Source organism: Nocardia sp. CC227C (assembly GCF_030767025.1).
GTDB lineage: Bacteria > Actinomycetota > Actinomycetes > Mycobacteriales > Mycobacteriaceae > Nocardia.
Map to the genome: position 1 here is coordinate 364,225 of NZ_JASITE010000002.1, position 24,056 is coordinate 388,280.

Consider the following 24,056-nt stretch of genomic DNA (forward strand, 5'->3'; position numbering starts at 1 on the left):
GCCACGGTCTCCTACCGGTTCGCCGACAACGGTCTCGGTACGGTGCGGGAAGCCGCGCACCATTGACCCGGTGCCGGGCGGCCATCGCCGACGCCTCGACCGTGGGTCGGTCCGCCCCGCCGGCATCGTTCACGTGCGGGCCGAGGACCTCTTGCCCGGCCCATCACTACGGTCCGGGCAGGTGTGGGTGCGGAGACGGCGGGGTGAGAACCCTGTCGATCACGTAGACGGTGGCGTCGGCGGTTCGGAAACCGCCGCGTATCACCTTCGCGTCGTTGACCTCGATGCCGCGCGCACCACGGGTGACGGTCAGCGCGTGACCGGCGAGCGTGCGGTAGCTTCCGCCGATCGCCTCGGGTGGCAGGCCGACCGGAACCGTGTGATAGGCAATGATTCTCAACAGGGCGGCACGGTCGGTGTGCAACCGCGGTGCCGTCCCCGCGTCCAGTTCGCCCAACGCGCTGGCCACCGGCATGAATACGGTGAACTGCTGTGCCGTACGGGCATGCCCGTACGGCACCCGGTCAGCCGCCCGGTGCTCCGCCCGGATCTGCCCGCCCCCCGCCGCCGCGACCGCGATGACCAGAATCGAGAGGCCCCACCAGGACACCGGTGCCACCCGACGCCGCTGCCCGTCGCTAACGGTGCCCATCACAGCCCAGGGCCGCGACCAGACTGTTCGGACGCATATCGGTCCAGTGCAGCTCCACGTAATCGAGGCAGTCACGGCGGTCACCCTCGTGGACGACCTGCCAGCCCTCGGGGATCGGCGCGAAGTCGGGCCACAGCGAGTACTGCCCCTCGGCATTGCGCAGTACCGAGAACTGGCCCTCGTCGTTGTCGAACGGATTGGTCTCGCTCATCGGTCATCCCTTTCTGTCGGTGATTCGTCGTCCGTCGGTGATCGGTCGAGGTAACTCCGCACTATCGGCCCGATCTCGCCCAGTGCCCGCGGCGAGCCCATGTCGACGTGCGAACAGGCGGTGAGGTGTTCGTGGACCGCGCCGCCGACCACACGTTGCCACGGGTCCACGCCGCCGTCCGGGATCGCGGCACCCGCCTCCGGCGAAACCTGTTCGGTGGCCGTGAAATACACGAGATCTCCGGCATACGCGCCGGGGCGGTACCGGTGGCCCATGGCGGTCCCCGCCAGGTACCCCGCGTACAGTCGCTCCACTCGATCGGAGTCGAGAGCGCCGAGCGGGCCCTGCCGCTCGCGCAGCAGTCGCGCGGCGTGCTGCGGGGTGATATGCCGCGCCGCCAAGCTCTCGTCCCCCAGCAACGCGGCCAGCAGTTCGCCCGCACTGGGATCGGCGGGTTCGGGCTCGTCGGCCAGCACTCGGCTGTCCAGCAGGGCCAGCAGGCCCACCTCCGCACCCGCCGCGCGGAGTTGCACCGCCATCTCGTAGGCGATCAATCCGCCCAGCGACCAGCCGAGCAGGTGATAGGGGCCGCGCGGACGCACCGCGCGCAACTCACGGATATAGCGTTGTGCCAATTGCTCGATGGAGTCGATGCCGGTGTCGTCCTCGGTGAGATGCGGCAGTTGCAGACCGTACACCGGCCGCTCCGGTTCGAGGTGCGGCAGCAGGGCCGCATAGCTCCAGGCCACGCCGCTGACGGAATGGACACAGAACAGCGGCGGCAGCGCGCCCCGCGCCCGCAGTGGCAGCAGCGGGTCCAGCGCGGCCGCGACGGCGGCGACGTCGCCCCCCGAAGCCGCGACGTATCCGGCGATCCCGGCCGGTGTGGGGTCCAGGAAGAGGGCCTGCATGGGAATCCGCACACCGTGGGTGTCCTGGAGCTCCGCCACCAGCCGGGTGCCGAGCAGGGAGTTGCCGCCCAGTTCGAAGAAGTTGTCGTCGACGCCCACCGTGTCCGATCCCAGCACGGTGGCGAAGGCGGCGCACACCCGGGCTTCCAGCGGGTTGCCCGGCTCCCGGTAACCGGCACTCGCGAGGAGCACCGGCTCCGGCAGCGCCGCACGGTCGAGTTTCCCCGCGGGCGTCCGCGGCAGCTCCGCCAGTACCGTGATCGCCTGCGGCACCATGTATCCCGGTACCTTGGCGGCGACGTGGCGGCGCAGCTCCCCCGCCGTCGGGTGCGCGCCCGGCGCACAAGCCACATAGGCGGCCAGCATGGTCGCACCACCCGGCAGGTCGTAGCCGATGGTGGCGGCGGCGGCCACTTCCGGATGGGCGGCGAGTACGGCGTCGATCTCGCCGAACTCGATGCGGAAGCCACGAATCTTCACCTGATGGTCGGTGCGCCCGAGATATTCGAGTTCCCACCGGCCGTCACGCCACAGCCAGCGCACCAGATCACCGGTTCGATACATGCGGGTGCCGGGCGCACCGAACGGATCGGCCACGAATCGCGTCGCCGTCAGTCCCGGTCGCCGGTGATACCCCCGCGCCAACGCGTTTCCGGCCAGGTGCAGTTCGCCGGGCACACCCACCGGCACCGGGTGCAACCGATCGTCCAGCACCACGACGGCGAACCCGCGCAGCGGCCCCCCGATCGTGATCGGCGGACCGGGCAGCAGCGGGCCGCTGATTGTCGCGGCGACGGTGGCCTCCGACGGACCGTAGGCATTGAGCATGGTCCGGCGGGGCGCGGCGGTGTCGTCCACCCACCGCCGCACCAGTTCCGGATCGGTGCGATCGCCGCCGACCATGACGAACTCGAGCTGGTCGAGTCCCGTGGGGTCGACCGTGGACAGGGCCGCCGGAGTGCTGAAGGCGTGGGTCACCTCGTTGGCGCGCAGCAGCTCTCGCAGTGCGTCGCCACCGTAGACCGAGGCGTCGGCGAGGACCAGTGTCGCGGCCGAGCCGAGCGCGAGCAACACCTCCAGGACGGCGGCGTCGAAACTGGGTGAGGCGAAATGCAGCACCCGCGAATCGCCGGTCACCCCGCCGCGTTCGGCCAGTTCGGCGGTGAAGTCGGCGAGTCCCGCGTGCGTCACGCACACTCCCTTGGGCACGCCGGTCGATCCGGAGGTGTAGATCAGGTACGCCGGATTGTCGAGCCGTGGTCCGCCGCCGCGTTCGGCGGTGCGCACCGGCGCGTCCGAGTATGTCCGCAGCTCGGCCGCGAAGGCGGGGTCATCGAGCACCAGCCACCGCGTCCCGTCGGGCAGGGCGTCGCGGCAGCGGGCGACGGTGAGGCCGATCCGCGCGTCCGCGTCCGACACCATGTGCCGGATGCGCTGAGCCGGGTAGGACGGATCGACGGGCACGAAGGCGGCTCCGGTCTTGATCACCGCCAACATGGCCCGCACCGAGTCGACCGATCTCGGAATACCTAGCGCCACATATGATTCCGGCCCGACACCGAACTCCAGCAGCACCCGGGCCAGCCGGTTGGTGGCCCGGTCGAGCTGGTCGTAGCTCATCTGGATCTCGTGATCGCGGATCGCGACGGTGCCGGGACCCGAGGCCACGGCGGCGGCGAAAAGAGCGGGGAACGGCGTCGCGCCGGTCGACATCGCACCTCGCACCGGTGCGAGGTCGCGTCGCTCCCGCGCATCGAGCAGGTCCAGATCGCCTACCGCCGTATCCGGTGCGGCCACGGCGGCGGTGAGCACCCGATGGAACCTGCGGCACAGCTCATGCGCGGTGTCGGCGTCGTAGAGATCCTCGGCGTAGGTGACGCACAGGTCGATGCCGTCCGGAGCGCCCCGGTCCGTCCACGATTCGGTGAGGGTGAACTGCAGGTCGAACTTCGCCACGTCGATACCGGGGTCCTCGGCGACGATGTCCACCGCCCCCAGCCGCGGCGCCCGCGGCACCGCGCTGTGTACCGACAGCATCACCTGAAACAGCGGGTGATATGCCGCGGACCGGCTCGGTTGCACCGCCTCCACCAGGCGTTCGAAGGGAATGTCGGCGTGCGCGAAGGCATCCAGATCGGTTTCCCGCACTGTGTCCAGCAGGTCGGCGAAGGATCGGTCGGACGGCACCGCCGTACGCAATACGAGCGTGCCCACGAACATACCGACCAGCGGTTCGAGCCTCGGATCGACGCGCCCGCCGATGGGCGTGCCCACCGAGATGTCGGCGGTGCCGCCGAGACGGCTCAGCAGCACCGCGGTGACGGCGTGCAGCACCATGAACACGCTGACGCCGCGGCGGCGCGCCAATTCGGTCAGCTCACCGTGCAATTCGACGTCGATGCGCGTGGACACCGACGCACCCCGATGCGAGGGCACGGCGGGGCGCGGCCGGTCGGCGGGCAGGTTCAGGCATTCCGGCGCACCGGCCAATCGGTCGGACCAGTAGGCCAGCTGCCGGGCGGCCGGACTGTCCGGATCCTGTTCGCTGCCGAGAATCTCGTGCTGCCACAGGCTGAAGTCGGCGTACTGCACCGGCAGGCCGTCCCATGCGGGCGTCGTGCCCGTCCGGCGCGCCTCGTAGGCGGCCGCCAGGTCGGCCGCCAGCGGCTCGACCGAGCCGCCGTCGGCGGCGATGTGGTGCAGCACGAGTACCAGCACATGCTCGTCTGCCGCGAGCCGCAGCAGCTGCGCGCGAATCGGGATCTCCCGGGCGACGTCGAATCCGGCGGCGGCACAGCAGCGGACGAACTCTGCCACCCGGTCGTCGGTGATGTCGATGACCGGGACCGAGGGCGTCGAGTCCGGGACCGGCACCTGGTGCGGCCCCTCGGCGTCCGCCGGGAACACGGTGTGCAGCACCTCGTGCCGCGCCACCACATCGGCCACCGCCCGGCACAGCGCAGTCTCGTCCAGTGGGCCGCGCAACCGCAGTACCAGTGGAATGTTGTATGCGCCGGAGTCGGTGTCGAATCGGTTGAGCAGCCACAGTCGCTGCTGCGCGGGCGACAGCGGCACCCGCGCCGGGCGGACCCGCGCCGCCAGCGCGGGGCGGTGATCGCGACGGTCGGAGCGATCGAGCACCGCGCCCAACCCGGCCGGGGTGGGATTCTCGAACACCGCCCGCACCTCGAGCCGGATTCCGGAGGTCGCCGCGATCCGCGCAACCAACTGGGTGGCGGAGAGCGAGTTCCCGCCCAGCTCGAAGAAATCGTGCTCGGCCAGAATTCCGTCCCGCCCGATCACGTCGGCCATCGCGGCCGCCGCCAGCCGCTCCCCGTCGGTCCGAGGTGCGCGGCCGCCGTCGGCCACCGCCCAGCTCGGCTCGGGCAGCGCCCGGCGGTCGAGCTTTCCGTTGGGCGACAGCGGGATCGAGTCCAACACCACGAACAGCGCGGGCACCATGTGCGCCGGGAGACGCTCCGCGGCGGCGGCACGCAGGGCTCCGGGGTCGACGGTCCGGCCGTCCAGCGCGACCACATAGCACACCAGCTGCGCCCGTCCCGCGTCGTCGCGACGAATATCGGTGTGCACGAACCGTATTCCCTCGCATTCGCCGACGACGGCGGTGACCTCGCCGAGTTCGATCCGGAAGCCGCGCACCTTCACCTGGTCATCGGCACGGCCGACGAAGACGAGTTCGCCCTCGGCGTTCCAGCGCACCAGGTCGCCGGTGCGGTACATCCGCGCTCCGGGGCCGCCGAACGGGTCGGCGATGAAGCGCTCGGCGGTCAGCGCCGGTCGACGGTGATAGCCGCGCGCGACGCCGGTACCGCCCACGTAGAGTTCACCGACCACGCCCAGCGGCACCGGACGCAGCCGCCCGTCCAGCACCACCGCGCTCACGCCGCGTATCGGACGGCCCAGGGCGATCGGGCGATCGGGACGCATCGGCGCGGAGAAGGTGGTGGCGATCGTCGCCTCGGACGGGCCGTAGCCGTTCACCATGGCCCGCCCGCGTCCCCACTGCTCCACCAGTTCCCGGTCGAACGCCTCGCCTCCGACGACCAGGGTGCGCAGCCGTGGCAGCGGCCAGCGATCGACATCGATGCTCGCCAGCACGGCGGGGGTGATCACCGCGTGGGTCACCGCCCTGCTCTCGATGAGTTCGGCCAGCGCGTCGCCACCGTAGATGTCGGTCGCGGCGATGACCATCGTCGCGCCAGCGCACCAGGCGAGCAGCAGTTCCAGCACAGCGACGTCGAAACTCGGCGAGGCCAGGTGCAGGGTGCGCGACGAGCGGTCCACACCGAATCGGACCCGTTGCACCTCGGCGCAGTTGAACAGGCCGCGGTGCGTGACGGCCACGCCCTTGGGCAGTCCGGTCGAGCCGGACGTGTAGATCACGTACGCGACCTCGTCGAGCAGCAGCGGCCGCGTGCGCTCCCCGTCGTCGATCGGTGCGTCGGACCACTCGGACGCGGCGTCGACCGGCAGCCACTCCACGCCGAGACCGTCGGGCAACGCGTCCCGGTCCGACTCGACGGTCAGACCGCAGCGTACGGCGGAGTCGGTCAGCATGTGCCGAATGCGGTCCACCGGGTGGCGCACGTCCACGGGCAGGAAGGCCGCCCCGGTCTTGGCGACGGCGAGCGATCCGACCACGGACTCCACCGATCGCGCCAGACCCAGCGCGACGACGTCGCCGGGTCCGACACCGGCCGCGATGAGCCTGCGGGCCAGCCGGTTCGACCAGGCGTCGAGCTCACCGTAGGTCACCGTGCGGGTAGCCGCGACGAGCGCCGGGTGCGCGGCATCCACCGCACGGGCGAACAGTTCCGGCAAGCCGATAGGGGGCGCCGCGGGTTCGCCGCGCCCGGGTGCGAGGACCGACCGCTCCCAGGCGCTGAGCAGGTCGACATCGCCGACCGCGGCACGCGGGTCGTCGAGCACGCCCTCGAGCAGCCGCACGAAGCGACGGCTCAGCCGGTCCGCCGTACTGGCGTCGAACAGGTCGGTGGCATAGGTCAGACACAGGTCGATGCCGTCCGGATCCCCGTGCGGCGTCCGGGTTTCGGTGAAGGTGAACTGAAGATCACACTTCGCCAGGCCCGGGTCGACGGACAGGCCCGACACCTCCAGCTCCGGCAGCCGCACCGCGGGCACACCCATATTCGTGAGCGACAGGCTGACCTGGAACAACGGGTGATGGGCGGTCGAACGGACCGGATTGAGCAGTTCCACCAGCCGTTCGAAGGGCAGGTCGGCATGGGCGAAGGCGTCGAGATCGGTATCGCGCACGGCGGCCAGCACGGTGGGGAAGTCGGCCGCGCCGTCGATCCGCGTCCGCAGCACCAGCGTGCCGACGAACATGCCGATCAGATCGTCGAGCGCCGCGTCGCCGCGCCCGGACACGGCCGTGCCGATCGTGATGTCGCCGGTCCCGGCGGTCCGGGAGATGAGCACCGCCAAGACCGCGTGCAGCACCATGAAGACACTCACATCGTGCGCCCGCGCGATATCGGTCACGCGGGCGTGCAGCCGCGCGTCCACCCGCACCGAGGTCGAGGCCCCGCGATGGGTGGCCACCGCCGGGCGGGGACGATCGGCGGGCAACTCCAGGCATTCGGGCAGTCCGGCCAACCGCTCGGTCCAGTACCGCACCTGCGCCGCTGCGACACTGTCCGGATCGTCCTCGCCGCCCAGCGCATCCCGTTGCCACAGGCTGTAATCCGCGTACTGGACCGGCAGGGGTGACCACTCGGGGACGCGGCCGCCGCACCGCGCCTCGTACGCCGTCACCAGATCCGCGGCCAGTGGGGTCAGCGACCACCCGTCCGCGGCGATGTGATGGACCACGACCACCAGCACGTGACCGTCCGGGCCGACCCGAAGCAGGGTCGCGCGCAGCGGCGGTTCCGCGCTCAGATCGAACCCGCCACGCGCCACCTCGATCGCGTCGTCGGCCATGGTGCGAGAACTCGAGACGACGCACACGACCGGCACCGGCGTCTCCGGCGGCAGGACCACCTGATGCGGTCCGTCGGCGTCCTCCGGGAATACGGTGCGCAGGATCTCGTGACGTGCGACGACATCGGCGACGGCCAGACGCAGCGCGTCGATGTCCAAGCGCCCGCGCAGTCGCAGTCCGATCGGAATGTTGTAGGCCCCGGAGCCGGGTTCGAATCGGTTGAGGAACCACAGGCGCTGCTGCGCCGAGGACAGCGGCACCCGGACGGGCCGCTCGCGCGCCGTCAACGCCGGACGGACCGGACGCCCGCCCGATCCCGAATCATCCAGCAGGACAGCCAGTTCGGCGGGAGTGGGGTGGTCGAAGACCGACCGCACCGCGAGCTGTCGCCCGCCGACGGCTGCGAGCCGCGCGACCAGCTGGGTCGCCGAGAGCGAGTTGCCGCCGATGTCGAAGAAGTCCTGATCGGCCCCGATATCGGACCGGCCGAGCACCTCACCCATGACCCCGGCCACCAGCGCTTCGGTGGGTGTCCGCGGGGCGCGGCCGGGAGCAGCGGTCGGCCAGACCGGTTCCGACAGCGCTCGACGGTCCAGTTTTCCGTTGGGCGACAGTGGAATCGACGCCAGTGGCACGAACACCGCCGGAACCATGTGAGTGGGCAGTCGCCGCGCCGCGGCCTCCCGCAGCCGCGCCGGATCGGCGGCGGCGTCCTCGCCGTCCGGCACGACGTAGCAGACGATGGCCGGGGTGTCGGTCGGATCGCGCCGTATCTCGGTGTGCGCGAAGCGGATACCGTCGAGCTGGGCCATCACCGCGCTGATCTCGCCGAGTTCGACGCGGAAGCCGCGGATCTTCACCTGGTCGTCGCCGCGGCCCAGGAACATCAGCTCGCCCTCGTCCGTCCACCGCACCGCATCGCCGGTCCGGTACATGCGCTCGCCCGGCACGGTGGCGTAGGGATTCGCCACGAAGCGCTGCGCGGTGAGCCCGGGGCGCAGCCGGTAGCCACGCGCCAGGCCGTCACCTGCGATGTACAGATCTCCGGCGACCCCCGGCGGGAGCGGCCGCAACCGCTGGTCCAGCACGGCCACGGCGGTACCGCGGATCGGGCGTCCGAGCACCACCGGAGCCGCATCCGTCAGCGGTTCGGAGATGGCGCTCATGATGGTGGTCTCGGTCGGGCCGTACCCGTTGTGCAGCGCCCGTCCGGGCGACCAGCGGGCGACCAGCTCGGCGCCCACGGCCTCACCGCCCACCACCAGGCAACGCAGTGCGGGCAGCGGCCAGCGGTCGACGTCGACACTGGCCAGCGCTGCCGGGGTGATGAACGCGTGGGTGACCCGTTCGCGGTCGAGCAGCGCCGCCAGTTCGTCGCCGCCGTACACCTCGGGCGGGGCGATCACCATGGTCGCTCCCGCCCCCCAGGCGAGCAGCAGTTCGAGCACCGCCGCGTCGAAACTCGGCGACGCGAAATGCAGTGTCCGGCTGTCGGATTCCACGCCGTACCGGATGCGCTGCTCCAGCGCGAACCCCGCGAGTCCACGGTGGGTCACCGCCACGCCTTTGGGCCGGCCGGTGGACCCGGAGGTGTAGATGACGTACGCGATGTCGTCGATGCCCGGCGAGCGCACCCGGTCCGTGTCCGATACCGGCTCCCCCGAGCCGAATCGCTCCAGTTCGGCCAGGGACAGCCAGGTGATGTCCGGCGGCAGTTCCGCGCCCGCCGCCGCGCCGGTCACGCCCAAGCGCGCGCCGGAATCGGCGAGCATGTGCCGGATGCGGTCGGCGGGATAGCGGAGGTCCACGGGGAGGAAAGCCGCACCGGTCTTGGTGACCGACACCGTCGCCAGTACGGACGCGGCCGAGCGCGGCAGGGCCAGGGCGACCGTGTCACCCGGACCGACGCCGTGCGCGATCAGGGCGTGCGCCACCCGGTTCGACCGGTCGTCCAGCTCGCCGTAGCGCGACTCGCCGTCCGGCGCGATCAGGGCGATGCGGTCGCGGTCGGTGGTGGCGGCGGCGAACAGCTCCGGCAGGGTGGCCGCCACGGGTCCGGGCGCGCCCCGGGCCGGAACCAGGCTGGCGCGCTCGGCCACCGACAGCAGATCGAGATCACCGACCGGTTTGTGCGGACTCCTGCTGACTTGGGCCAGCAGCCGCAGGAACCGACCCGCCAGACGCTCGGCCGTCCCGGCGTCGAAGATATCGGTGGCGTAGGTCAACCGGATGTCGATACCGTCCGGATCGCCCTGGGCGGTCTGTGTTTCGGTGAAGGTGAACTGGAGATCGAACTTCGCGGTGTCGAGCGCGATCTCCTCGATCGTCACCTCGATGTCATCGAGCCGCGGTGCGCCCGGCAGCGCGTCGTGGACCGACAGCATCACCTGGAACAGCGGGTGATGCGCGGTGGACCGCCTGGGGTCGAGTGCCTCGACCAAGCGCTCGAACGGAATATCGCTGTGCGCGAACGCATCCAGATCACGATCGCGCACGGCGGCCAGCAGGTCGGTGAAAGCGGTGGCGCGGTCGACCGGGGTGCGCAGCGCCAGCGTGCCCGCGAACATGCCGATCAGCGGGTGCAGCCGGGCGTCGGCGCGACCGGAGACAGGCGTGCCGACCACTACGTCGTCGGTGCCGGACAGACGGGCCAACAGGACCGCGAGGACGCTGTGCAGCACCATGAACAGGCTCGCGTCGTGATCGCGGGCGACCCGCAGCAGCGCGGCGTGCGCGGAGCCGTCGAGTCGGGCGACGACCGCCGCGCCGTGCTGGTCCCGTACCGCCGGGCGCGGGCGGTCGGTGGGCAGTTCGAGGCATTCGGGTGCACCCGAGAGCGTGTCCCGCCAGTAGTTCAGCTGGCGGGCGGCGACGCTGTTCGCATCCTCCTCGTCGCCCAGCAGCTCCCGCTGCCAGATGCTGAAATCGGCGTACTGGACCGCTAGTTCGGGCCATGTCGGCGTCTGCCCTCGCCGCCGTGCCGTGTAGGCCGCGGCCAGATCCGCGGCCAACGGCGCGATCGAACCGCCGTCGGCGGCGATATGGTGCACGACCACCGCCAGCAGCCGATCGCCGTCGACCCGCAGCAGTTCGGCGCGTACCGGCAGTTCGGTGGCGAGATCGAATCCCGCGACGGCCAGCGTGCACAGCCGCGACGCCAACTCCTCGGCGGCGCAGTCCACCACGGGCAGCTCGAACCGCAGCTCGTCCACGGGCAGCACCACCTGATGCGGCCCGGTCGCGTCCTGCGGAAACACCGTGCGCAGCGCCTCGTGCCGAATCACCACGTCGCGCAGCGCCGCGCCGAGGGCCGCCACGTCGACCGCACCGTGCAGACGCAGCGCCATCGGGATGTTGTAGGCGCCGGAATCGGCGTCGAATCGGTTGAGGAACCACAGGCGCTGCTGCGCCGGGGACAGCGGCACCCGGTCCGGGCGAGGTCCGCGGCACAGGCGCGGCAGCGCCGGTTCGCCCTGTGCCAGGCGCTCGTCCACGAGCTGAGCCAGCCGCTCCGGCGTCGGGTGCTCGAACACCGCGCGCACCCCGAGCCGGTGACCGGTCGCGGTGGCGATCTGCGCGACCAGTCGTGTCGCCGTGAGCGAGGTGCCGCCGAGCTCGAAGAAGTCGTGGTCGGCGCAGACCCGCTCGCGACCGGTGATCTCGGCCATGGCCGCTGCCACCAGGATCTCACTGGGCGTCTCTGGATCGCGGCCACCCTCGACCGCGTCCCAGTCGGGTTCGGGCAGTGCCTGCCGATCCAGTTTCCCGCTGGGCGAGAGTGGAACCGTGTCCAGCGCGATCACGGCGGCGGGAACCATGTAGCCCGGCAGCCGGGCAGCGGCGTGGGTGCGCACCACGCGCACGTCCACCGGCCGGGTGGTGGTGACGTAGACGACGAGCCGGGGCGTACCTGCCCGATCGTATCGAACTTCGGTGTGCGCGAAACCGATCCCCGCGATGGCGGACACCACGGAACTGATCTCGCCGAGTTCGATGCGGAAGCCGCGAATCTTCACCTGGTCGTCCCCGCGTCCAACGAAGACCAGATCCCCCGAGGCGGACCACCGCACCACGTCACCCGTGCGGTACATCCGCTCGCCCGGCGTCGTGGCGAACGGATTCGCGACGAAACGCTCCGCGGTGAGCCCCGGACGCTCCAGATAGCCGCGCGCCAGGCCCGCGCCCGCCACGTACAGCTCTCCCGCCACCCCGGCCGGCACCGGGCGCAGTCGGGTGTCCAGCACGGCGACCGCCACACCGCGAATCGGGCGGCCGAGCACGACCGGCTGATCCGTCGGCAGTGCCGCCGAGATCACCGGCGCCACAGTGGCTTCCGAGGGTCCGTAGGCATTGAACATGGCGCGGTGTGCGGCCCAGCGGGTTACCAGATCACCGCCGACCGCCTCGCCTCCGACGACGAGGCAGCGCAGCGCGGGCAAGCGCCAGCGGGCCGCGTCGATACTCGCCAGGGCCGCGGGGGTGAGGAACGCGTGCGTCACCGCCTGCCCCTTGAGCAGGGTCGCCAGGTCGTCACCGCCGTAGCTGTCGGCGGGGGCCACCACCATGGTCGCCCCCGCGCACCAGGCCAGCAGCAGTTCCAGCACCGAGGCGTCGAAGCTGGGCGATGCGAAATGCAGTGTCCGGCTGGTGGACTCGACACCATAGCGAGTGCGTTGCTCCTGGGCGAATCCGGCCAGCCCGCGATGCGGCACGGCCACGCCCTTGGGTACCCCGGTCGAACCCGAGGTGTAGATGACATAGGCGACGTCATCGACATGTACGCTCCGGAGACGGTCCGAATCCGTCACCGGCGCGTCCGATCCGGACTCCGGAACCGCATCGACGCACAACCAGGCGACCGCCGGTTCGGCCGGTAGATGTCCCTGATCGGCCGCGGTGGTCACCCCCAATCGCGCGCCGGAGTCGGTGAGCATGTGCTGGATCCGCTCGATCGGATGTCGCACGTCGACCGGGAGGTAGGCGGCGCCGGTCTTGGCGACCGCGACGGTGGCGACCACCGACTCGACCGACCGCGCCATTCCCAGCGCCACCACCGTTGCGGGGCCGGCACCGCGCGCGATGAGCAGGCGCGCCAACCGGTTCGACCATTCGTCGAGTTCGCGGTAGGTCAGGGCGCGGTCCTCGCACACCAGCGCGACACGGTCCGGATCGGCCGCCGCCAGCGCGAACAGTTCCGGGAGGGTGAGCAGGATGTCGGACTCCGGGCCGTGCACCGGGGACAGCGCGCGCGTTTCCTCCGGGGTGAGGATGTCGACGACGCCCACCGGCACATCCGGATCGGCCGTCACCGCGTCGAGTACGCGCAGTAGTCGAGCGCCGAGTCCGGCCGCGGTCGCCTCGTCGAACAGGTCGGTGGCGTAGGTCAGACACAGTTCGAACCCGCCGTCGCCGGGGGAACCGAAAGCGAACTGCAGGTCGAACTTGGCCACGGTCAGGTGGACCCGCAGAATCGAGACCTCGAGTTCGGGCAGTCGGGGCGCGGCGGGCACGAGATCGTCCACCGACAGGCTCACCTGGAACAGCGGGTGATACGCGGTGGAGCGCACCGGGTTCAGCGCCTCGACCAGCTGCTCGAACGGCAGGTCGGCGTGCGCGAACGCACCGAGGTCGGTCTCGCGCACCTCGCGCAGCAGCTCGCGGAAGCTCCGGTCGTGATCGACCGCGGTGCGCAACACCAGGGTGCCGACGAACGCGCCGACCAGTTCCTCGAGCTCGGGTTCGGTGCGGCCCGCGACCGCGGTGCCGATGGCGATGTCGGATCCGCCGCCCAGCCGCGCCAACAGCAGCGCGACGACCGCGTGCAACACCATGAACTCGGTGACGTCGTGGTCGCGCGCGAAGGCCCGCAGCCGCGCGTGCGACGCGGCGGACACGGGCAGCCGCACCGCCGCACCGCGATGGGTCGCCACCGCCGGACGCGGACGGTCGATCGGCAGCTCGAGGCAGTCCGGCAGTCCTGCCAATCGTGAGCGCCAGTACCGCAGCTGGCGTCCGGCTACGCTGTCCGGATCGCGCTCGTCGCCCAGCAGCTCCGCCTGCCACACCGCGAAGTCGCGGAACTGCACGGGCAACGGCGACCATTCCGGGGCGTGTCCGGTCCGGCGCGCCGTGTAGGCGGTCATGAGATCCGCCAAGAGCGGAGTCAATGACCACCCGTCCATGGCGATGTGGTGGACGGTCAGGGCAAGGGTGAAGTCCGCGTCGCCGCTGCGCATCAGCTCCGCCCGCAACGGCAGCTCGGTGGTCAGATCGAACCCGGGTTCGGCGAAGGCCTCCACGTCGTACTCGACCTCGAGCGGCGACACCTCCAGGCGGGTCAGCGGCATCGGCACGTCGTGGGCGGGGATGACCACCTGGTGCGGGCCGTGTTCGTCCTGTGGATAGAGGGTCCGCAGGATCTCGTGCCGGGTGATCACGTCGAGCAGCGCCGCGCGCAGCGCCGCCTCGTCCAGCGCGCCGCGCAATCGCAGCGCCGCCGGGATGTTGTACACGCCGGAATCGGTGTCGAGCTGGTTGAGGAACCACAGCCGCTGCTGTGCGGAGGACAGCGGTGTCCGGGCCGGTGCCGCGCCCGGGCGCAGCCTCGGTCGGGGCGCGACCGCCCGGCCCGCGGCTCCGTCCAAGATGCGGGCCAACCCTTCCGGGGTCGGATGCTCGAACACGTCCCGGACGGCAAGCCGGTGACCGTGGGCGGCGGCGATCCGGGATACCAGCAGTGTGGCCGACAGCGAGTCGCCGCCCAGGTCGAAGAAGGCATGATCGGCGTGGACTCTTTCCCGACCGAGAATGCGCGCCATCTCGGCGGCCACCAGCTCCTCGGCCGGGGTCGCGGGTGCGCGCCCGGGTTCGTCGGCGTCCCACACGGGTTTCGGCAGTGCGCGACGGTCCAGTTTTCCGCTCGGCGACAACGGCACCGCCGCCAGCGGGATGACCGCCGACGGCACCATGTGGGCGGGCAGCCGCGCCGCGGCGTGCGCACGCACCGCCCGCGGATCCACCGCATCGCCGAGCACGTAGCAGACGATCCGCGCGCGCCCGCCGTCGTCGTCGCGAATCTCGGTGTGCGCGAAGCGGACTCCAGCGAACCCGGCGACAACGGCGCTGATCTCGCCTAGTTCCACGCGGAAGCCACGCAGCTTCACCTGGTCGTCGGCGCGGCCGACGAACACCAACTCCCCACCCCGGGTCCAGCGCACCAGGTCACCGGTGCGGTACATGCGCTCCCCCGCACCACCGCAGGGGTCGGCCACGAAGCGCGTCGCCGTCGCGCCTGGACGACCCCGGTAACCGCGCGCCAGTCCCGCACCGCTGAGATACAGCTCGCCGACAACCCCGAGCGGGACCGGACGCAGGCGACGATCGAGTACGACCAGTCCGGCACCGCGGATCGGGCCGCCCAGGACTATTCGCTCTCCCGGCGAGAGCGCCGCGGAGACGACGGCGGCGATGGTGGCCTCGGTCGGACCGTACGCGTTGAACAGCGTCCGGTCCCGTCCCCAGCGCCGTACCAGCTCGGCGCTCACGGCGTCGCCGCCGACGATCAGGGCGCGCAGTCCGGGCAACGGCCAGCGCCTGGCGTCGATGGTGGCGAGTGCGCCGGGAGTCAGGAAAGCATGGCTGATCTGTTCCCGCTCCAGCAGTTCGGCCAGCTCGTCTCCGCCGTACAGCTCTGGCGGCGCGACCACCACGGTCGCGCCCGCACCCCAGGCCAGCAGTAGTTCCAGCACCGAAGCGTCGAAGCTGGGTGAGGCGAAATGCAGTGTCCGAGCGCTGGATTCGACGCCGAACTGCTCGGCCATGGTGCGGGTGAAGTTCGCCAGCCCGGTATGGGTGACCGCCACGCCCTTGGGGTTTCCGGTGGAGCCGGAGGTGTAGATCACATAGGCGGCGTGCCCGATTCGCAGCGGCGCGACCCGGTCCGCGTCGGTGACCGGGGCGTCGGACAGCCGCGCCTGCGCATCGGTCACCGCCGGGTCGTCGAGAACCAGCCATTCCACGTCACCGTCGGGCAGTTCGCCACGATGGGCGGTGACGGTGAGGCCCACCCCGACGGCGGAGTCGGTGAGCATGTGCTGCTTGCGCGGCATCGGATAGGTCGGGTCGACCGGCAGGAAGGCCGCCCCCGCCTTGGCCACCGCCACCAGGGCGCACAAGGATTCGACCGACCGTGAGATAGCCAGCGCGACAGCACTTTCCGGACCGACACCAACGGCGATCAGCAGCCGGGCGAGCCGATTGGACACCCGGTCCAGTTCGCCGTAGGTCAGCTCCCGCGCCCCGGCCCGGACGGCGGCTCGGGCGGGGTCGATCGCGGCCGCGGCGGTGAAGATCTCGGCCAGCGTGCGGACCGGTGCGGCCGCCGCGCCGTGCGCCGGTGCCAGGGTGCGGGTCTCGTCGACGGTCAGCAGCGGCAGCTCGCCGACGGGCAGCTCCGGATCGGCCGTCGCGGCGGTGAGCAAAGCGGTGTAGCGCTCGACCAACCGGCGTGCTGAGTCGGGCGCGAAGAGATCGGTGGCATAGGTCAGCTCGACCTCGATGCCCGCCGGAGCACCAGCGGCCGTACGCCTTTCGACCAGGGTGAACTGTAGATCCCACCGGGCGGTTCCGGTGTCGAGCGCTGTCGCGGTCGTGTGCAGTCCGGGCAACTCCACCGTATCGGCCACCTCGCCGTGCACGGACAGCATCACCTGGAACAGCGGATGGTGCGCCGACGACCGGACCGGCGCCAGCGCCTCGACCAGCCGCTCGAATGGCAGATCGGCATGGGCGAAGGCGTCCAGATCGATGTCGCGCACCGTATCCAGCAGGGCGGCGAACGGCGCGGCGGTGTCCACGGGCGTGCGCAGCACCAGGGTGCCCACGAACATGCCGATGAGATCGTCGAGCCGGGGATCGGTGCGCCCCGCGACCGGGGTGCCGATGGCGACGTCGTCGGTGGCGGCGAGCCGCGCCAGCAGCGCGGCCAGAGCCGCGTGCAGCACCATGAAGACGCTCACGCCCCGGTGGTGCGCCACCGTCGCCACCGCGGCGTGCACCGGCGCTGCGAGCCGGGTGCGCACGGTATCCCCGCGCTGGGACGCCACCGGCGGTCGCGGCCGGTCGGTGGGCAGATCCAGACATTCGGGCAGCTCCGCGAGGCGTTCACGCCAGTGGTTCAGCTGCCGGGCGGCCAGGCTGCCCGGGTCGTCCGGGCTGCCCAGCGAATTCTGCTGCCACACCGCGAAATCCGCGTACTGCACCGGCAGCGGCGGCCATTCCGGCGCGACGCCGGAGAGCCGGGCGCGGTAGGCCGCCGCGAGATCCCCGGCGAGCGGCGTCAGCGACCAGCCGTCCGCGGCGATGTGGTGCACGACGACCACGAGCAGATGCTCGTCCGGCGCCAGCCGCAGCAGGCCCACCCGTATCGGCGTGTCCACCGTCAGATCGAAACCGGCAGCGGCGAATTCGCGTGCATCGGCGTCGGCGGTCGCGGGAGCGGAAGCGATACGGGCGATCGGCGTCTCGGCGGCGGCCCGCACCACCTGGTGCGGGCCCTCGGCGTCCTCCGGGAACACCGTGCGCAGCACCTCGTGGCGCGCCACCACGTCCGAGACGGCGGATTCCAGGGCGGGGATCGCCAACCGGCCCGACAAGCGCAGCGCGACAGCGATGTTGTACGCGCCCGACTCGACGTCGTAGCGGTTCAGGAACCACAGCCGCCGCTGTGCCGACGACAGCGGTATCCGACCCGACCGCGGTCCGACCGTCAGCGCGAGCCGACCGCCGGTGCCCGCGACCGTCTCCAACCGAGCGGCCAACCCCGCCACCGTCGGTGCGTCGAACAACGCCCTGACCTCGACCACCGCATCCAGTGACCGACTCAGGCGGGCGGCCACCTTCGTCGCGAGCAGGGAATTGCCGCCGCGGGCGAAGAAGTCGTCGTCGAGGCCGATCCGATCCGCCCCGAGTGCCTCGGCGAATACCGCCGCCACCAGCCGTTCCACCCGGGTCAGCGGCTCTCGGAAGCGAGCGGGTGCGAAGACCGGATCCGGCAGCGCGGCACGGTCGACCTTGCCGGTGGCCGTCATCGGCAGTGCGGGCAGCACCACGAGCGCGGCGGGCACCATGTAGGCGGGCAGCACGGCGGACAGTCGGGCCCGCACGTCCTCCGGATCCGGGGTGTGGCCCGGCGCGGGGGCGAGATAGGCGACCAGCCGGTCGCCGCCCGCCGCGTCCGGGCGGGTGACGACCACCGTGGCGGCGATGCCCTCCTGCGCGAGCAGGGCGGCCTCGATATCGCCCAGCTCGATCCGGAATCCGCGGACCTTGACCTGAAAATCGGTGCGCCCGTGGTATTCCAGCTCTCCCGCCGGTGTCCACGCCGCGAGATCCCCGGTGCGGTACATGCGTTCGCCCGGCGCGGCGAACGGGTCGGGCACGAAACGTTCCGCCGTCAACGCCCCCGTCCCGACATAGCCGTGCGCCAACTGGACGCCAGCGAGATGTAGTTCGCCCACCACACCGGGCGGGACCGGCCGCAACCGCGCGTCCAAGACGTAGACCCGGGTATTCCATTCCGGGCGGCCGATCGCGACGGTCGCGCTGTCGGAGTCGTCCACCCGGTGCGCGGTCACCGACACCGCGGCTTCCGTGGGGCCGTACAGATTCCACAGCTGGATATGGGGGTTGACCCGGCGGAAGCGCTGTGCCGTGGCCGCGGGCAGCGCCTCACCGATGGCGAGCACCAGCCGCGTCATGGCGGGCAGCTCGGCGGGCGAGGTGGCCAGCAGGGCGGTCAGCATGGACGGCACCAGATGCAGCACGGACACCCGCTGCGCGTCGATGAGTGCGCGCAGGTACGCGGGGTCACGGTGGCCCTCCGGGGCGGCGATCACGGTGCGGCCGCCGACCAGTACCGCCGAATAGAGTTCCCACACCGACAGATCGAAGGTCGCGGCCGTCTTCAACAGCACGGTGTCATCGCTGTCCAGGCCGAATGTCGCCTGCTTCCACAGCAATTGGTTCAGCACCGCGCGGTGGGGCACCGCCACGCCCTTCGGACGGCCCGTGGACCCCGAGGTGAACACGATATAGGCGGTGTGCTCCGGGCGCAGCGGGGCGTTCCGTTCACCGTCGAGGACGGGGTAGCGCGGCAGCGCGGACAGCTCCAGCGCGTCGATCTCCACCACCGGCGCGGAGGTGGGCGGCAGACCGGCGGAATCGTCGGCGGTGCTCAGCAGTAGGTGCGGATCGGCGACGCGGAGCACCCGGTCGAGCCGTTCCGCGGGCTGGCCCGGGTCGACGGGGATGTACGCGCCCCCGGCCACCAGCACGGCGTACATGCCGACTATCAGCTCGGTCGAACGGCGCACCGCCAGCGCCACCCGCCGCTCCGGGCCGACGCCCAGCGTGATCAGGTGGCGGGCGAGACGGTTCACCCGTGCGGAGAACTCCGCGTAGGTCAGAGACAGCGGCTCCGCGTCGGTACCGGCATCCACCACCAGGGCCACGGCCGCCGGGGTCCGGGCGGCCTGCGCGGCGAACATCGAGGCGAGCGTCTGGCGGGCCGGTAGGGGGTGGTCGGTGGCGTTCCACTCGTGCAGGATTCGCACCCGCTCGACGGTGTCGAGCAGATCCAGGTCGCCCACCGGCAGGTGCGGGCGGGCGACGGCGTCGGTGAGCACGCGGGTGAACCGCGCCCCCAGGTCGGCGGCGGTTGCCTCGTCGAAGAGGTCGGTGGCGTACACGATATGCCCGTCGATCCCGGCGGGCGCTCCGGTGGCGTCGTGGTGGTCTGTGAGCACCAGTTGCAGGTCGAACTGGGCGACGCCGGTCTCGATGGCCGATCCGGAAACGGTCAGGCCGGGCATTTCGACCGCGACCGCACCCAGGTTCTGGAACGAGAAACCGATCTGCACCAGCGGATGCCGGGCGGTGGAGCGGACCGGATTCAGTTCCTCCACCAGTCGTTCGAACGGCAGCCGGGAGTGCGCGAAGGCGGCCAGGTCGACGGTCCGCTGCCGAGTCAGAAACGCCCGGAAGGATTCGTTCGGATCCAGCCGCGCCCGGAAGACGACGGTATTGACGAACATGCCGATCAAGCCGTCCAGATCGCGTTCGCCGCGACCGGCCACCGGTGTGCCCACGGCGATGTCGGCCGTGCCCGACATCCGCGCCAGCAGTACCGAGAACGCCGCGTGCACGGCCATGAACGGCGTGGTGTCGGTGTCGCGGGTCAGTCGCAACAGTTCCGCGTGGACGGCGGCATCGACCGCCACGTCCACCGTCGCGCCCCGGTACGACTGCACCGCCGGACGCGGCCGGTCGTACGGCAGCGACAATTCGTCCGGCAGGTCGGCCAACTGGTCGCGCCAGTAGGTGAGTTCCGCCGCGGCAGCGCTGTCGGGATCGGCGGCGTCGCCGAGCGCCTCGCTCTGCCACATGCTGTAGTCGGCGTACTGGACCGGCAGCGCGGCCCAGTCCGGATCACGGCCGGACAGCCGTGCGGCGTACGCCGTGGAGAGGTCTGCGAACAGCGGCGCCAACGACCATCCGTCGGCGGCGATATGGTGAATGACGACGACCAGCAGGTGATCGTGGGGTGCGGCGCGCAGCAGTTCGATCCGCAGCCCCGGCTGTGTGGTGAGGTCGAACCCGACACGGGCGATGGCGCGCAGGCATTCGTCCGTTTCCGCCGCGGGGACCTCGCGAACGTCCAGGGTCGGGGTGACCGTTTCCACCGGCAGCACCAACTGCCGCGGGCCGTCCGGACCGTCCGGGTAGACGGTCCGCAGCGGCTCGTGGCGGGCGATGAGGTCGGCGACGGCCGCACGCATCGCGTCGACGTCCAGCTCGCCGCACATGCGCACCGCGAACGGGATGTTGTAGGTGTGGGCGCGCTGGTCGAATCGGTTGATGAACCACAGGCGCTGCTGTGCCGGGGACAGCGGAATGTGGGCGGGGCGCGACCGGACCGCCAGCCGCGTGTCTCGGGCTTCGGGGCGCAGCGCCGAAACCCGTTCGGCCAGACCGCCGACCGTCGACTCCTCCAGGACCAGTCTGATCGGCACGGCGACACCGAGTTCCGCGCCCAGGCGCGCGGCCACCCGGGTCGCGCTCAGCGAGTTCCCACCCAGTGCGAAGAAGCCGTCGTCCAACCCGACCCGCTCCACCTCGAGGACTTCCGCCAGCACGGCGGCGGTGGCTCGCTCGGCCCGGCTGACCGGGGCACGGTAGGCGGCGGTCACCGCGACCGGCTCAGGCAGCGCCCGACGGTCCAGCTTGCCGTTCACGGTCAGCGGAATGGCTTCCAGCGGCACGAACGCCGCAGGCACCATATGCTCCGGAAGCCGCGCTGCCACGCCCGCGCGCAATTCCGACAATTCCAGCGCCACATCGGCTTCGGGCACCACGTAGGCCACGATCCGCGGCTCGTCGGGGCTGTCGCGGCGCAGGACCACCGCCGCCTGCCGCACCCGGGCATCGGCCAGCACCGCCGCCTCGATCTCACCGAGCTCGATGCGGAAGCCGCGCAGCTTGACCTGTTCGTCGGCACGGCCCAGGTATTCGAGTTCACCGGAGGCGGTCCAGCGGCCGAGGTCACCGGATCGGTACAGTCGCGCACCGGCGGGACCGAACGGATCGGCCACGAACCGCGCGGCGGTCAGCCCCGGCTGGCCGAGGTATCCGCGCGCGAGCTGGCCGCCGCACACGTAGATCTCCCCCACTACGCCGAGGGGAGCGGGCCGCATGCGCTTGTCCAGCAGCAGGATTCCCAGTCCGGGGAGGGCCCGGCCGATACCGCCGCCGGACGCCGCGGCGTCGCGGTCGAGGGCGCGGTGAGTGACGTGCACCGTGGTCTCGGTGATGCCGTACATATTGACCAGCCGCGGCGCGCTGTCGTCATGGCGGCGGTACCAGTCGGAGAGCCGGCGCGGGTCCAGCGCCTCACCACCGAAGATGATGTAGCGCAGCGCCAGCGGCGGTACCGGTTCGGCGCGTTCAGCCTCGGCGAGCTGGTGGAAAGCCGACGGTGTCTGGTTGAGCACGGTCACCCGCGCGCGCCGCAGCAACGTCAGGAACGCGTCCGGGGACCGCGACGTCTGATAGTCGACGACGACCACGGTTCCCCCGGTGAGCAGCGGACCCCACAGTTCCCACACCGAGAAGTCGAAGGCGTAGGAGTGGAACAGCGTCCACACGTCACGGTGATCGAACCCGAAGGCGGGAACAGAGTTTCGCAATAGCGTCACCACATTGGCGTGCGGGATCTGCACGCCCTTCGGGCGTCCGGTCGATCCCGAGGTGTAGATGACATAGGCGATATGCCCCGGTGTCAGCGAGCCCAGCCGATCGGCGGCGGCGACGGGAGCGGAGTCGGCCTCGTACGCGTCGCGGCGGTCCAGGTCGAGGACCGGAAGCTCGGGTGGCACCGGCAAGCCCAGCGCGCCGGCGGTGACGACGCAGGTCGGGCGGGCGTCGGAGAGCATGTAGGCGATCCGGTCGGGCGGATAGTCGGGATCGACAGGCAGGTATCCGCCGCCAGCCTTGATCACGGCCAAGAGTGCGACGACCAACTCCGGCGAGCGCGGCAGCGCCACGGCGACCAGGGTTTCGGGGCCGACACCCCGCCGAATCAGCGTTCGGGCCAGTCGATTCGCCCGCTTGTCCAACTCCCGGTAGGTCAGCGCGAAGCCGTCGCCGGTCACCGCGACAGCGGCGCCGTGCGCGGTGACGACGGTGTCGAAGAGGTCCGAGAGCGTGGCGTCGGGAGTGAAGACGCCGTCGGCGGCGACCGCCGGAGTCAGCGCCCAGTCCCGCGCCACCAACCGCCGCTCGGCGTCGCCCATAACGGACAGCTCCGCCAGCGGCGTCGGCGGTGCGGCGCAGAGGAAGTCGCCGAGAAAGGCCAGGAAGCGCGTGTGGTGTGCCCGCAGTTCATCGACGGTGTAGCGCTCCGGATTGCCGATGAAGTCGATGTGCAGCTCGCCGTCGCCGGAGCCGTTGTAGATATTCACCGACAGGTCCTCGACCGGACCGGTGGACAGCAGATGCATGGTCGCGGCCGCGTTCCCGAATCGAATGCCGTTGTGGAACAGCATGATATTGACCACCGGGCCCAGGAAGCCGCGGTCCGCACCAGCCGCGCCGCGATCACGCGCCATATCCTCGTGCCGATACCGCTGATGCCGCAGCGCGTCGCGGATACCGGGGTCGACCTGGCCGACCAGATCCGCGATCGAATGACCGTCGTCGATATCGAAGTGCAGCGGTACCACATTCGAGACGTAGCCCGCCGACATCCGCAGCCCCGCGGTGGTGCGCGCGGTGACCGGAAGACTCAGGGTGACATCTCGGCGGCCGGTGACCGCGGCCGCGTAGGCGACCACCCCGGCGGTCAGCACGGCGGGCCGGGACGCGCCGAATCGCGCACGCGCCATGCCGAGTTCGGTGGTCGCAGTCGGATCGAGCAGCCCGCCCTCGATCAACCGGTCGCCGCCGACCGGGCCATGGCGGTCGCTGAGGCTGAACTCGGAGCCGATGGCGGCCAGGCGTTCACTCCAGAACTGCCGGTCCCGCTCGAACTGTTCGGACTCCCGGTAGTCGCGCTCGGACTCGTAGATCGAGTGCAGGTCCTTGGCCACGGCCGGGCTCGCCGTCGTGCCGCCGATCAGCGCGGTGTAGTGCTCGGCGATCCGGGTGACCAGCAGCATCGCGCCGTAGCCGTCGATGGCGATGTGATGCATCTTGGCGTACCACAGGAATTCGTCGTCGCCCACACGCAGCACGGCGGTCGAGAACAGCCGATCGCCCAGGATCGGGATCGGTACGGCCGCGTCGCGTCGCATCCACGACATCGCCGCCGCGCGCGGGTCGTCACAGGACCGGAAATCGTGCCGGGCGACGTCGACCGGACTGTCGGGACCGACCAACTGCCGAGGTGAGCCCGCCACCTCCACGATGCGCAGACGCAGGCTTTGCAAATCCCCAGCGCACAACCGCATGGCCTCTCCGAGGACGGAGGCGTCGAATTCGCCGTGGATTTCGACATACTGCGCCACGGTCAACGGCACATGCGGAGCGATGTGTTGTGCGTTCCAGATCCCAATCTGGGCCTCTGACAAGGGGAAAGAGAACGTGGTGTTCGATGCGTCACGACCTGCGGGCTCCGAGGCCAAGGCGGTCATCAAAACACTCCAATCGCCGATAGAAACCGTGGACAATCTCCGGACATGGCAGCAACTTCCCTGCAACGAGCTAGACAGGAAGTCGGACCGAACGGCCGGACGGATTGGTCGGTTCGCTGAAAGAATT

At 71.0% G+C, this 24,056-nt stretch carries 3 protein-coding genes; all 3 read right to left on the reverse strand.

The window, feature by feature from the left end:
• Positions 1–166: 166 nt before the first annotated feature.
• From QMO76_RS04895 to QMO76_RS04905, 3 genes are read right to left on the reverse strand one after another with little or no spacing between them, the layout of a single operon-like run.
• The gene (locus QMO76_RS04895) at positions 167–652 is read right to left on the reverse strand and encodes a fasciclin domain-containing protein (protein WP_306359961.1); all 486 of its coding nucleotides are present in this window, start codon (positions 650–652) and stop codon (positions 167–169) included.
• Positions 639–863 carry an MbtH family protein gene (locus QMO76_RS04900; protein WP_306359962.1) on the reverse strand — a complete coding sequence of 75 codons (225 nt, stop codon included), beginning with the start codon at positions 861–863 and terminating at the stop codon, positions 639–641. Before QMO76_RS04900 ends, QMO76_RS04895 begins: the two co-directional genes overlap by 14 nt.
• Positions 860–23,929 (reverse strand): non-ribosomal peptide synthetase, encoded by a 23,070-nt coding sequence (locus tag QMO76_RS04905; RefSeq protein WP_306359963.1) that lies wholly within the window; start codon positions 23,927–23,929, stop codon positions 860–862. Before QMO76_RS04905 ends, QMO76_RS04900 begins: the two co-directional genes overlap by 4 nt.
• Positions 23,930–24,056 lie beyond the last annotated feature (127 nt).

Coding starts and splice junctions, on each gene's coding strand:
- QMO76_RS04895 (WP_306359961.1), bottom strand. CDS start 652: ATGGGCACCGTTAGCGACGGGCAGCGGCGTCGGGTGGCACCGGTGTCC.
- QMO76_RS04900 (WP_306359962.1), bottom strand. CDS start 863: ATGAGCGAGACCAATCCGTTCGACAACGACGAGGGCCAGTTCTCGGTA.
- QMO76_RS04905 (WP_306359963.1), bottom strand. CDS start 23,929: ATGACCGCCTTGGCCTCGGAGCCCGCAGGTCGTGACGCATCGAACACC.